The 12,342-nt window shown below is 56.8% G+C and carries 12 protein-coding genes and 2 pseudogenes; 8 read left to right on the top strand and 6 right to left on the bottom strand.

Annotated features, from left to right (window positions below; all coding sequences use genetic code 11):
* From ACXJ5O_RS02265 to ACXJ5O_RS02285, 5 genes and pseudogenes are all read left to right on the top strand, one after another.
* Nucleotides 1-239 (top strand): annotated as a pseudogene (locus tag ACXJ5O_RS02265) (diaminopimelate epimerase); the annotation flags it as partial.
* Nucleotides 239-1,522, top strand: a complete 1,284-nt coding sequence (mtaB, locus tag ACXJ5O_RS02270) for a tRNA (N(6)-L-threonylcarbamoyladenosine(37)-C(2))-methylthiotransferase MtaB (RefSeq protein WP_457298461.1) — start codon at nucleotides 239-241, stop codon at nucleotides 1,520-1,522. The pseudogene ACXJ5O_RS02265 and the gene mtaB, both read left to right, overlap by 1 nt.
* A 23-nt stretch (nucleotides 1,523-1,545) precedes the next feature.
* Complete coding sequence (ftsY, locus tag ACXJ5O_RS02275) at nucleotides 1,546-2,895, top strand: signal recognition particle-docking protein FtsY (RefSeq protein ID WP_457298462.1); 1,350 nt, start codon at nucleotides 1,546-1,548, stop codon at nucleotides 2,893-2,895.
* The gene (locus ACXJ5O_RS02280) at nucleotides 2,895-3,578 is read left to right on the top strand and encodes a septation protein A (protein ID WP_457298486.1); all 684 of its coding nucleotides are present in this window, start codon (nucleotides 2,895-2,897) and stop codon (nucleotides 3,576-3,578) included. The genes ftsY and ACXJ5O_RS02280 overlap by 1 nt, the downstream gene beginning before the upstream one ends.
* A gap of 117 nt (nucleotides 3,579-3,695) precedes the next feature.
* Nucleotides 3,696-4,121 (top strand): hypothetical protein, encoded by a 426-nt coding sequence (locus tag ACXJ5O_RS02285; protein ID WP_457298463.1) that lies wholly within the window; start codon nucleotides 3,696-3,698, stop codon nucleotides 4,119-4,121.
* A 5-nt stretch (nucleotides 4,122-4,126) separates the two neighbouring features.
* Here ACXJ5O_RS02285 and ACXJ5O_RS02290 read toward each other — a convergent pair whose 3' ends face one another.
* Genes ACXJ5O_RS02290 through ccmA form a run of 5 tightly spaced genes read right to left on the bottom strand, consistent with a single transcriptional unit; the run spans nucleotide 4,127 to nucleotide 6,981 of the window.
* Nucleotides 4,127-4,726, bottom strand: a complete 600-nt coding sequence (locus ACXJ5O_RS02290; RefSeq protein WP_457298464.1) for a DsbE family thiol:disulfide interchange protein — start codon at nucleotides 4,724-4,726, stop codon at nucleotides 4,127-4,129.
* The gene (gene ccmD, locus ACXJ5O_RS02295) at nucleotides 4,723-4,896 is read right to left on the bottom strand and encodes a heme exporter protein CcmD (protein WP_457298465.1); all 174 of its coding nucleotides are present in this window, start codon (nucleotides 4,894-4,896) and stop codon (nucleotides 4,723-4,725) included. The genes ACXJ5O_RS02290 and ccmD overlap by 4 nt, the downstream gene beginning before the upstream one ends.
* A complete protein-coding gene (locus ACXJ5O_RS02300) occupies nucleotides 4,893-5,663 on the bottom strand; it encodes a heme ABC transporter permease (RefSeq protein WP_457298466.1) in 771 nt (256 codons plus the stop codon). The genes ccmD and ACXJ5O_RS02300 overlap by 4 nt, the downstream gene beginning before the upstream one ends.
* Nucleotides 5,664-5,707: 44 nt before the next feature.
* On the bottom strand, nucleotides 5,708-6,373 hold the full coding sequence (ccmB, locus tag ACXJ5O_RS02305; RefSeq protein WP_457298467.1) for a heme exporter protein CcmB: 666 nt from the start codon (nucleotides 6,371-6,373) through the stop codon (nucleotides 5,708-5,710).
* Nucleotides 6,373-6,981, bottom strand: a complete 609-nt coding sequence (gene ccmA, locus ACXJ5O_RS02310; protein ID WP_457298468.1) for a heme ABC exporter ATP-binding protein CcmA — start codon at nucleotides 6,979-6,981, stop codon at nucleotides 6,373-6,375. Before ccmA ends, ccmB begins: the two co-directional genes overlap by 1 nt.
* A 289-nt stretch (nucleotides 6,982-7,270) precedes the next feature.
* On the opposite strand from ccmA, the gene acnA reads away from it, so the two are divergent.
* The 3 genes and pseudogenes from acnA to ACXJ5O_RS02325 all read left to right on the top strand — a co-directional run.
* On the top strand, nucleotides 7,271-9,958 hold the full coding sequence (acnA, locus tag ACXJ5O_RS02315; protein ID WP_457298469.1) for an aconitate hydratase AcnA: 2,688 nt from the start codon (nucleotides 7,271-7,273) through the stop codon (nucleotides 9,956-9,958).
* A gap of 185 nt (nucleotides 9,959-10,143) precedes the next feature.
* Nucleotides 10,144-10,917 carry a DUF1223 domain-containing protein gene (locus tag ACXJ5O_RS02320; RefSeq protein ID WP_457298470.1) on the top strand — a complete coding sequence of 258 codons (774 nt, stop codon included), beginning with the start codon at nucleotides 10,144-10,146 and terminating at the stop codon, nucleotides 10,915-10,917.
* Nucleotides 10,918-11,409: 492 nt separating this feature from the next.
* A pseudogene (locus ACXJ5O_RS02325) lies at nucleotides 11,410-11,697 on the top strand (DUF2794 domain-containing protein); the annotation flags it as partial.
* A 3-nt stretch (nucleotides 11,698-11,700) separates the two neighbouring features.
* On the opposite strand, the gene ACXJ5O_RS02330 reads toward ACXJ5O_RS02325, so the two are convergent.
* Nucleotides 11,701-12,249 (bottom strand): N-acetyltransferase family protein, encoded by a 549-nt coding sequence (locus ACXJ5O_RS02330; protein WP_457298471.1) that lies wholly within the window; start codon nucleotides 12,247-12,249, stop codon nucleotides 11,701-11,703.
* Nucleotides 12,250-12,342 lie beyond the last annotated feature (93 nt).

Consider the following 12,342-nt stretch of genomic DNA (forward strand, 5'->3'; position numbering starts at 1 on the left):
GTTTGACGAAGGCTTGCGGTTCTGCTGCCTGCGCCGCTGGTGTTTCCGCCGCGCGTACCGGCCGTACTGAAAGGGTGGTAACGGTCACTGTGCCGGGCGGACCGCTGTTGATCGAATGGCTTGATAACGATCACGTGATTATGACTGGGCCCGCGGAATGGGAGTTTTCAGGATCTCTTGACCCTGCGACCGGAGCCTGGGACCGCGACGAAGCCAAATCCTCGCAGGGGGCGGCGTGATGGCTGTCGACGTCGTCACTTTCGGTTGCCGGCTCAATACCTACGAGTCGGAGGTGATGAAGCGCGAGGCCGATGCGGCGGGTCTCGGCGCGCTGGAGGACGGCGCGATCATCTTCAATACCTGCGCGGTGACCAGCGAAGCTGTGCGCCAGGCCCGGCAGGCCATCCGCAAGGCACGCCGGAATAATCCGCAGGCGCGCATTATCGTTACTGGCTGCGCCGCCCAAACGGGCGCGGATGAATTTGCCGCCATGGATGAAGTCGATCTCGTTCTCGGCAACGAGGAGAAGCTGAAATCCAACTCCTATCGCATGCTGCCGGATTTCGGCGTCAACCAGTTTGAGAAGGTGCGTGTCAACGACATCATGGAGGTGCGCGAGACCGCCTCGCACATGGTTGACGCCATCGAAGGACGTGCCCGTGCTTTTGTTCAGGTGCAGAATGGCTGCGATCACCGCTGCACATTTTGCATTATCCCCTACGGCCGGGGTAACTCCCGCTCGGTGCCGATGGGCGGGGTTGTCGAACAGGTCAAGCGGCTCGTCGGCAATGGCTATAACGAGGTGGTGCTGACCGGCGTCGACATGACCAGCTATGGACCGGATCTTCCGGGAAACTTGCGGCTGGGCAGGCTGGTGAAGACCGTACTCAAGGAAGTACCTGACTTGCAGCGGCTGCGCCTTTCCTCCATCGACTCGATCGAAGCCGACGAAGACCTGATGGAAGCGCTGGCAACTGAAAAACGCATGATGCCGCATCTGCATCTATCGTTGCAGTCGGGCGACRACATGATCCTGAAGCGCATGAAGCGCCGCCATCTGCGCGAAGATTCAATCGCGTTTTGCGAGAATGTCCGGAAGATCCGCCCGGATATCGTTTTTGGTGCGGATATTATCGCCGGTTTCCCGACCGAGACGGACGAGATGTTCGAAAACTCAATCCGGATCGTCGAGGAATGTGGTTTGACGCATCTGCACGTTTTTCCGTTCAGCCCGCGTGAAGGAACGCCGGCTGCGCGCATGCCGCAGGTTAACCGCCAGAGCGTCAAGGCACGCGCGGCAAGGCTGCGGGCCGCAGGCGACATGGCCTATCGCCGCCACTTGCAAAGTCTCGTTGGCACGACGCAGAAAATTCTCATCGAACGTGAAGGCCTTGGCCGGACGGAGGGTTTCACTCTCGTTGGTGTCGATGATGGAGTGCCGGGCCATATCATCGAGCGCACGATCAATGGCCACGACAGCGACAAGCTGTTGGCTAATGATAGTAGCCGGCGCGCGGCATAATCTTAATTAGCAAAGCAGTTTTCATGGCTCTGGGTTTCATCAAGAAGATATTCTCCTTCGGCAAGAAGGAGGTCGAAGAGGTTCCGGTTGAGAAGCCCTCAGGCGAGCTCGATCAGCTACCGACGGCTGAGCAGCTCTATGAGGATACAACGGCACAAGAAGCACTGAATGTGCCTGCCGAAACTATTCCTGCTGAAGCAGAACCAGTTGTTGACGAACAGACCGAAATTGAACCCTCGCCAGTCGATGAACTTATCGAGGCCACGGATGAGATTGAGTCGCCGATGGGCGAGGCGGCGATCGAGCCGGTGCCTCTCCCTGCCCCTGAGGCACCAGTCGCAGAGGTTGTAGAGGCGCCCGAATTCGTAGTTGCACCCAAGTCCTCAAAAGTAACGGTTAGCAAGACAGTCGAAGAAAAGCAGGCTGAACAACCCGCCATCGTAGAACCGGAAAGGCGTCTTTCCTGGTTCGAGCGCTTGCGCAAGGGGTTGTTCCGTTCCTCCCAGCAACTCGGCGATTCCATTGGCAGCATTTTCACCCGGCGCAAGCTCGACGAAGATACGTTGCAGGATCTGGAAGACGTGCTGATCCAGGCAGATCTCGGTATGGAGACCGCCATCCGCATCACTGGAGCCTTGAGCGCCACACGTTACGGCAAGGATATCAGTACGGAGGAAGTCCGCACCATCATGGCCGCGGAAATCGAGAAGGTGCTAGGGCCCGTGGCCAAGCCGCTAGAACTCGACCTTTCGCACAAGCCGCATGTGATCCTCGTTGTGGGGGTCAACGGCACGGGCAAGACCACGACGATCGGCAAGCTTGCCGCCAAGCTAACGGCGGGCGGCCTTAACGTCATGCTCGCTGCGGGCGATACCTTCAGAGCGGCGGCCATCGAACAGTTGCACATCTGGGGCAAACGCACCGGCGCCCCTGTCGTTTCCTCCAAGCTTGGCGCCGATGCGGCGGGGCTCGCCTTCGATGCGTGGAAACAGGCGAAGGAAGCCGGCAGCGACGTTCTGATCATCGATACAGCGGGCCGTCTGCAGAACCGGGCAGAACTGATGGACGAGCTCGCGAAGATCGTTCGTGTGCTCGGTAAGAACGATCCGGAAGCGCCGCATACGGTTTTGCAAACGCTCGATGCGACGACGGGGCAGAATGCTCTCAATCAGGTCGAGATTTTCAAGAACATCGCCGGTGTCAATGGCCTCGTGATGACCAAGCTTGACGGCACAGCACGTGGCGGCATCCTTGTCGCCATCTCTGCAAAACACAAATTGCCCGTCTATTTCATTGGCGTGGGCGAGCAGGTCGAAGACCTCGAACCTTTCGCCGCAAGCGATTTTGCCAAAGCCATCGCAGGAGTTGCATGATGGAACAGCCCATATTCGAACGCGATCCATCTGATCCGGCAGCTAGAACCGATCCGGCGCGCAAGGAGATCAATCCGCTGCTCAAGCTGGTTCTGGAACTCGGCCCGCTGATGGTGTTCTTTTTCGCCAACGCGCGCGGCGAATGGTTGATCGAACGCTTTCCCGCCCTTTCAAATATTGGCGAGCCGATTTTCATCGCCACGGCCCTGTTCATGGGGGCAACGGCGATTGCACTTGCGGCTTCCTGGGTTCTGGTGCGCAGCCTGCCGATCATGCCGCTGATTTCCGGCATCGTTGTGCTGATCTTCGGAGCGCTGACGCTATGGCTCCACAATGAGACGTTCATCAAGATGAAGCCGACCATCGTCAATGCATTGTTTGGGGTCATCCTGCTCGGCGGACTCTATTTCGGCAAATCCCTGCTCGGCTATGTTTTTGACAGTGCCTTCAAGCTGAATGCCGAGGGCTGGCGAAAGCTGACCATGCGCTGGGGGATATTCTTCATTTTCCTCGCGGTACTGAATGAAGTTGTGTGGCGCAGCTTCTCGACCGATTTCTGGGTGGCGTTCAAGGTTTGGGGCACTATGCCGATCACGCTGCTCTTCACCTTTGCGCAGATGCCGCTCGTGATGAAATATTCTATCGAGCCTGCAGCCGAGAAAGCGTCGAGCAAAGACCAGTAAGACCGCCACAATCCGGCTGAAAAGGGTCATAATTTCCGCCTGATCACGACGAAATCCCGCCGTGATCCACGCTCACGAATTACGTTACCGGCAACGAATTCTCAGAAAGTGTGACCAATGAAGACGGCTCTCATCGTAATGACCCTGATGGGTTGCGACTGCGATGCGAAAATCTGCGAATATATAAAAACAGCAGATGCCGGCTGGACCAGTATCGAACGATGCAGAGCGGACCAGGAGAACCAGATTCGTCAGAACACGAAGGTCGACTATCCGTTGATCACCGCGACATGTACCGTGAAATCTGCTCCTGAATCAGTGGTCGCCGGCAGGTCTTTTACGGTTCCTGAACCCGCTGCGGACCGGCCAATAGAAACGCTTGCACTTGGCACGCCTATCGCTGCGCCGGTCACGGTCGCAACGAAAACGAAATTCGGCTATCGAATGATCACCGTTCCGCTTACCCACGCCTATGACAGCACGGCGACGGCCGCAACAAGAGCCGCGGGCTGGGTACGGCGCTATGCCATGCTGGAAAACTGAAAGCCCTAATTCGCCTTTAGCGCTGCCTCGATGGCAGGCATAAGGTCATCGCGGATCGAGTCTTCCGTCAAAGGTCCGACATGTTTGTAGGCGACGATGCCATCCTTGCCGACAAGGAAGGTTTCCGGCACGCCATAAACGCCCCACTCGATTGYGGCTCGGCCGTTCATGTCAGCTCCAATGGCGGCGTAGGGATTGCCCAGTTCGTCGAGGAAGCCGAGGACGTTCTCGTTTTTATCCTTGTAGTTCAACCCGGTGAGCCGAAACCGCTTGTCTTCACCCAATTGCATGAGCAGCGGGTGTTCGACACGGCAGGGCACACACCAGGACCCAAAAACATTGACGAGCGTGACCTGTCCCTTGAAGGCTGCCGGATCGAGCCCAGGAACCGGCTGGCCATCCTTTTGCAGGCCACTCACGGCAGGCAGCGATACATTGGGAGCGGGTTTGCCAATCAGCGCAGACGGAATGACCGATTCATCGCGGCCCGACGCAAGCTGGAATGCGAAAACAGCGGCTAGGGCGGCAAACAGGATAAGCGGCAGGAAGACAAAGAACAGGCTGCGCTTTCGTGGAGCCTTTTCGACTTGCTCCCGCCCTGTCACGATGCGTTATCCATCTTCGTCTCGGACCTGCGACGCACCCCGCGCGATTCCAGCTCCTGCAGCGCCTGACACTGGCTGCGTTGATCGATGAAGATCCACCCGATCAAGGCAGCAAGGACAATGATGGCCGCGCCATAGGAGGCAAGCACGAAACCGGTATGGCTCATCATGACACTGTTCCCCGATCTGCGCTGCGGGCAGCAACGCGGCGCATCGCCGTGACGCGGCGACGCCAGATTTCGTTGCGCATGGCCATCAGGTGCAACGTAAAAAATAGAAGGGTGAAACCGATTGCCATAACCAGCAGCGGCTTAAGATAAGACGGGTCGAGGGTTGAGCCTCCCATACGCAGCACGGACGCGGGCTGATGCAGCGTGTTCCACCAGTCGACCGAAAACTTGATGATCGGAATATTGATGAAGCCGACAAGGGTGAGGATAGCCGTGGCCTTTGCCGATTTTGCCGGATCATCCATGGCGCGGGTGAGCGCGATGATCCCGAGATACATCAGAAACAGGACAAAAACGGAGGTGAGCCGCGCATCCCAGACCCACCACGTGCCCCACATCGGCTTACCCCAAAGTGAGCCGGTAATCAGCGCCAAAGCAGTGAAGACCGCCCCAATCGGCGCAGCAGCCTTGGCGGAAACATCGGCCAGCGGGTGGCGCCATACGAGTGTTCCGAGCGCCGCGACGCTCATGATCGTGTAACACATCATCGAAAGCCAGKCGAAAGGCACGTGGATGAACATGATCTTGACCGTCGAGCCCTGCTGGTAATCGTCGGGCGCGTTCATCGACATCCAGAAGCCTATGGCTAGCACCAGCACCGTAAGTCCGCCGAGCCATGGCAAAGTGGCACCTGCCAGGCTCAAAAACCGTGTAGGGTTGGCCAGGTCGATCCATCGTCTGGTCTTGGATACTGCGTCACTCATCACATACTCTTAGCTTTCTGATGCCCGTTTCGCAATTCATCACGCCGTCAATCGGCGGAAGACTTCAACGCCGCTGCGGCGGCTATTGGTCCCAGCACTGCAAAAAACAGCGTAATCGCAGCAAGAATAAGGAAAGGTGCCAGAAACGGTGCCGGATCTTCAACTGCGCCATAGGACGCAGACGCGCCGAAAATCAGGACCGGTATCGTCAGTGGCAGGATGATCACAGAAACCAAAAGACCGCCGCGCGGCAACGAAACCCCCACCGCAGCGCCAACAGCACCAATCAGCGTGATCGCCGGCGTGCCAACCAGAAGGGTCAAGGCGGTCGCACCAATGGCCGCAGGTTCCATGTTCATGAAAAGCCCAAGCAGGGGTGAGGCGATGACCAGGGGCAAGACGCTGACTGTCCAATGCGCCAGACATTTGACGAGGATCGTAAGTGCAAGCATGTGCCGGTCCGACGCCATGATCAAGAGATCGAGCGAGCCATCATCCCGATCCGCCTGAAACAGGCGGTCGAGGCCGAGCAAGGTCGCAAGCAGCGCCCCGATCCACAACATGGCCGCGCCGATACGGGCAAGCAGCTTCAGATCAGGGCCAACGCCAAAGGGAACGACCGCAATCACCGCCAGAAAGAACAGGATGCCAACCAATGCGCCGCCGCCAGCGCGCAAGCCCAATCGAACCTCGCGAAGGAACAATGCGCGCATTACGCGGCGGCTCCCAAGGCCAATTCCTTCGATCCATCAAGTCCAAGCGGCAAATGGGTCGCTGCAACTATAATTCCACCGCTTGTCAGGTGTCCGCGCATAAGTCCGGTGAACTGCGTCTCAGAGGCTTTGTCCAACCCGGCGGTTGGCTCATCCAGAAGCCACACCGGCCGGTCGCTGACAAGAAGCCGGGCGATACTGACACGGCGTTTTTGTCCGGTCGAAAGATAGCCAAAAGGCAGGTGACCAATTTCACCAAGACTGACGTATTCGAGCGCTTCGGCAATCGAATACTGACCGCGCCCGTTGAACGATTGCCAGAAATGCAGGTTTTCATCGACGCTGAGAACCGGCTTCATGGCATTGAGGTGGCCAAGATAATGAGCCGCCGCGGCGAGCCCCTCAAACGCGGCCGGCGTACCCTCGAGCCGAAGCATTCCTTCCGCCTGGACAAGCAGACCTGCGATAATTCGAAGCAGGGTCGATTTACCTGAACCGTTGGGCCCGGTGACCATAAGCGCTTCACCGGAGGAAACAGCAAAGTGAAGACCGGAAAACAACAGTTCTCCTCCCCGTTCACCACCCAAATTCTCGGCGATTAACCGCATGACCGATCCGCTTGTTGGTACTCGTGAAACGCCACGTGATTATTTCGACGCAGCACACAATTTAGACTAATTCCGGTCTGGCACAGATCAGCGAAAAACTCTATATAGCTGACAACCATGCCAGCGGTCGGCATGGAAACCATTTTGGCCGATCTCGATACGGGTTCTGTTTTGAATCTGTTGCGGGACGGACAGCGGAAATGACTGCACCCGCACCTTAGCGCGTCCTTGAAACGCGGCAAAGGCGTTCGTCCCGGGTTTAGGCCTCAGCATAAGGACGAACGCAACAATGTCTCAGATTGACAGCTTCAAATGCCGTAGGACCCTCACCGTGGGGGACAAGGAATACGTCTATTATAGTTTGACCGAAGCCGAAAAGAACGGCCTGGAAGGCATCTCCCAGCTTCCATTCTCGATGAAAGTTCTTCTCGAAAATCTGCTTCGTTTTGAAGACAACCGCTCGGTCTTCAAGAAAGACATCGAGGCCGTCGCGGCATGGCTCGTCGACCGCGGCAGTGCCGGTGCGGAAATCGCTTATCGGCCAGCCCGCGTCCTGATGCAGGACTTCACCGGGGTTCCGGCAGTCGTAGATCTTGCAGCGATGCGCGACGCCATGGTCAATCTCGGTGGCGATCCGGAAAAGATCAATCCGCTTGTTCCGGTTGATCTTGTCATCGATCACTCTGTTATCGTCGACGAGTTCGGCAATCCCCAGGCCTTCAAGCGCAATGTCGATCTTGAATATGAACGCAACGGGGAGCGCTACCGCTTCCTGAAGTGGGGTCAGCAGGCATTCAAGAACTTCCGCGTCGTTCCGCCCGGTACCGGCATCTGCCATCAGGTCAATCTTGAATATCTCGCGCAAGGCGTCTGGACCAAGGACGAGGATGGCGTGACCGTCGCATATCCCGATACTTGCGTCGGCACCGACTCGCACACGACCATGGTCAATGGCCTCGGCGTGCTTGGCTGGGGCGTTGGCGGTATCGAGGCTGAGGCATCCATGCTTGGCCAGCCCGTTTCAATGCTTCTGCCGGAAGTCATCGGCTTCCGCCTGACCGGCAAGGTCAAGGAAGGCGTGACAGCGACCGATCTCGTTCTTACTGTTGTGCAGATGCTGCGCAAGAAGGGTGTCGTCGGCAAGTTCGTCGAATTCTTCGGACCTGGCCTGGAAAGCATGACGCTTGCGGACCGTGCAACCATTGGCAATATGGGCCCCGAATACGGCGCGACCTGCGGCTTTTTCCCGATCGACCGCGAAACCATCAATTACATGCACATGTCCGGACGCGACGAAGACCGCCTCGCGCTTGTCGAGGCCTATTCGAAAGCGCAAGGAATGTGGCGCGAGCCAAACTCTGCTGATCCGGTGTTCACCGACACGCTGGAACTCGATCTTGGAACCGTTGTGCCGTCCATGGCTGGGCCGAAGCGCCCCGAGGGCCGTATCGCGCTTGAAGGCATTGCGTCCGGCTTCCATGAATCGCTGCAGAAGGAGTACAAGAAGACCACGCAGCTCGACGCCCGCTATCCTGTCGAAGGCGAGGACTACGATCTGGGTCACGGCGATGTCGCCATCGCCGCTATCACCTCCTGCACGAACACCTCGAATCCGAGCGTATTGATTGCGGCCGGTCTTCTTGCCCGCAATGCCGTGGCCAAGGGCCTGAAGTCGAAGCCCTGGGTCAAGACATCGCTTGCTCCAGGCTCGCAGGTCGTTGCCGCTTATCTCGAAAGCGCCGGTTTGCAGACGTCGCTCGACGCGCTCGGCTTCAACCTCGTCGGCTTCGGCTGCACAACGTGCATCGGCAATTCCGGCCCGCTGCTGACGCCGATTTCCAAGACCATCAACGATAAGGGTCTGATCGCGGCGTCGGTACTTTCCGGCAATCGTAACTTCGAAGGCCGTGTATCGCCCGACGTTCAGGCAAACTATCTGGCTTCACCGCCTCTCGTCGTTGCCTATGCTATCGCCGGTACAGTTAAACTCGACCTTACCACCGAGCCGCTTGGCGAAGATCAGAACGGTAATCCGGTTTTCCTCAAGGATATCTGGCCGTCTTCACACGAGATTCAGGAGTTCATCACCAAGAACGTTACCCGCAAACTGTTTTCGGCCAAATATGCAGACGTGTTCAAGGGCGACGAAAACTGGCAGGCGGTGAAGGTTCCGGCAGGTCAGACCTATGCATGGGACGACCAGTCGACTTACGTGCAGAACCCGCCTTACTTTGTCGGCATGGGCAAGACACCGGGCAAGGTCAACGACATCAAGGGTGCGCRCATTCTTGGTCTGTTTGGTGACAAGATCACTACCGACCATATTTCTCCGGCCGGTTCGATCAAAGCGGCCTCTCCTGCCGGACAGTATCTGACCGAGCATGGCGTCGCTCCGCTGGACTTCAACCAGTACGGCACGCGCCGCGGCAACCATGAAGTGATGATGCGCGGCACCTTCGCCAATATCCGCATCCGCAATCATATGCTCGGCGAAAACGGCCGTGAAGGTGGCTATACGATCCACTATCCTACCAAGGAGGAGATGCCGATCTACGACGCTGCCATGCAATATCGTAGCGAGAATGTTCCTCTGGTGGTCTTTGCCGGTGTCGAATATGGCAATGGCTCATCGCGCGACTGGGCGGCAAAGGGAACCAGCCTGCTTGGTGTACGCGCGGTGATTGCCCAGTCCTTCGAGCGTATCCACCGCTCGAACCTCGTCGGCATGGGCATAGTGCCATTCGTTCTCGAAGACGGCACGAGCTGGCAATCGCTGGAGCTCAAGGGTGACGAGATCGTCTCGATTGAAGGTCTGGCGACAATCCAGCCACGCCAGAAGACATTTGCCACTGTGACTTACGCCGATGGCAGCGTCAAACAGGTGCCGTTGATCTGCCGTATCGATACGATCGACGAACTGGAATATTTGAAGAACGGCGGTATCTTGCAATACGTTCTGCGTGATCTTGCTGCCTGATTGGTCAAAAGAATGTAAAACGGATGGTCGCCGGGAAACCGGCGGCCTTCGATTTAAGGGCAAGACGAAACGTGATCGAATTCACCTCAAAGTGACTTCCTGTTGAAACGATCGGCTCCTATCAATCGTCTGACAATTGAACTGAGAAATAAGAACTAAGAAAACTCGGGAAGAAAATAACCACCTTGTCCCTGCGCACCTTATCCAGACGCATTATAATCAGCGCACCGTTCGTAGCGGCAGTGGCTTATGTGCTGCCTGTCTGTGCGGAGGAGTCTGGTGGGAAACCAGAGGGTGTCGTCGAGCTTTATACCTCTCAAGGCTGCGGGTCATGCCCCCCTGCGGATGCGGTGCTGAAGTCGCTTGCGACGGAAGGAAAGGTTGTCGCGCTCGCCTTCCACGTGGATTATTGGGACTACCGCGGCTGGACGGATAGCCTTGCTGTACCCGAAAACACCGACCGTCAGAATGCCTATCGTACCGCTCTGGGATTGAACGGTATTTATACGCCGCAGGTGATCCTCAATGGCCGTGAGCATATGAACGGTCAGGACGGCCAGAAAATTCGCCGGCGGATTGCAGAAACACGCAACACGCCGACTGGGCTCACCATCCCCGTATCCATCGAAAAGACCGCACGGGACCGGCTGTTGATCGACATAGGTTCAGGTCCGTCCGCGACCAACCCGGTTCGGGTTCTGCTGGCCTATTTCAATCGGGAGAGTATCATCGCCATACCCGATGGCGAGAATGTCGGACGCAAGGTAAGTTACGCCAATAGTGTGCGCGCGATGGAGACGGTCGGCATGTGGGATGGAGCGGCGCAGAAGATTGAAATCCCGCTAAGCGAGATCGCCAGCAAGAAGGCGTCCGGCTGCGCGGTGCTGCTGCAAGAGATGCTGGGTGAGGGCAAGCCAGGCCCCATTATCGGCGCCTCGATTATGGCCGCGAAACCCTAGAGCGTCAGCCGATAGATAAGACACGTTCTAACCACATAGAAAAACAGGCCGGATAAATCCGGCCTGAGTATTGGGGCATGTTGCTTAGGGAGACTTATCGGCTCAATCCAGGCAACCCGTTGGGCGGGGGGCTTGGGGTATCGAGTTGCTTCAGAACGAACCGGTCTCGGACAACATGCCATTGATGTTGGGTGTCGAATCCGGCGGCAATGCGAACAGATAATGGCGAGAATGTGTCAGCCCATCACCATTCGATTCACAGCGTATTGCTTTGTGAGAAAGCCAACAGAACAGTTCGTAAGCCAACGATATTGAATGCTCTCATCACTCCGGACTTGTAAATTGATGCGGATCAGGCCACCTTTATGTCATCCACGTGACACAACAGTTTTCAAAGGCGGTTGATTGATGGACAGCAATGCAGGTGGCGACGAATCGCAACAGCAGGCTAAACTTATCTCCCTTACCCGTAACAACGATTTGCCCGTAACCTTCAACCGGCGCGAACTCGATCAGATCCTACGAATATATGGTTTCATGGTATCTGCCGGCGAGTGGCGGGACTATGCCATCGATCATTTGATGGACAGGGCAGTCTTCTCGATCTTCCGGAGAACCAGTGAAGTACCGATGTTCCGGATAGAGAAAAACCCCAGGTTCGCGCGCAAGCAAGGCGCCTACAGCGTCATTGCCGCCAGTGGTCTCATTCTCAAGCGCGGCCAGGAACTCGATCGGGTACTCAGGATCTTTGACAAGAGCCTGAGTGTCGTACGGAGTTAGCGCTTAAGCTTTCAACGGGGGCTTGCCGGGCAAGGTTTCCGAGCCGCCGTTCATGTCCAGCTGCATGAGTACAGTGTCGAGCCAAYGGCCATGCTTGAAGCCCGATGCCCTGATCGTTCCCGAATGTTTGAAGCCAGAGCTCAAATGCAAACGTACTGATGCTGATGCATCATCGCCATCGCCGATGACTGCGATGAACTGGCGAAAGCCGAGATTGGTGCAATCCTTGATCAGCTGTTGTAACAGGACCTTGCCAAGCCCCTTCCCCTTTGCCTCCGGTGCAATGTAAATCGAATCCTCGACTGACCACCAATAAGCCGGACGCGTCCGGAAGTAACTGGCGTAGGCATAGCCGATCACTGCCTCATCGAGTTCCGCTACAACGTAAGGAAACCCATCCGCGGTGATTGCGTGGAACCGGCGTGTCATCTCTTCCATATCAGGTGGATCGATTTCGTAAGTCGCCGTTCCGTGCRAGACAGCGTCGCGATAGATTTCGGTTATGGCCGGAAGGTCGGCGGGACGAGCTGAACGGATATGAATCTGGGACATGGCGTTTCGCAATGAATGATGATCTTGCACGCTTCATGCACTTCTTTGCTTGGAATTTGAAGGGGAGCGTTGCGAAAATTGTCGCCGCATTTC

Source organism: Phyllobacterium sp. P5_D12 (assembly GCF_054049495.1).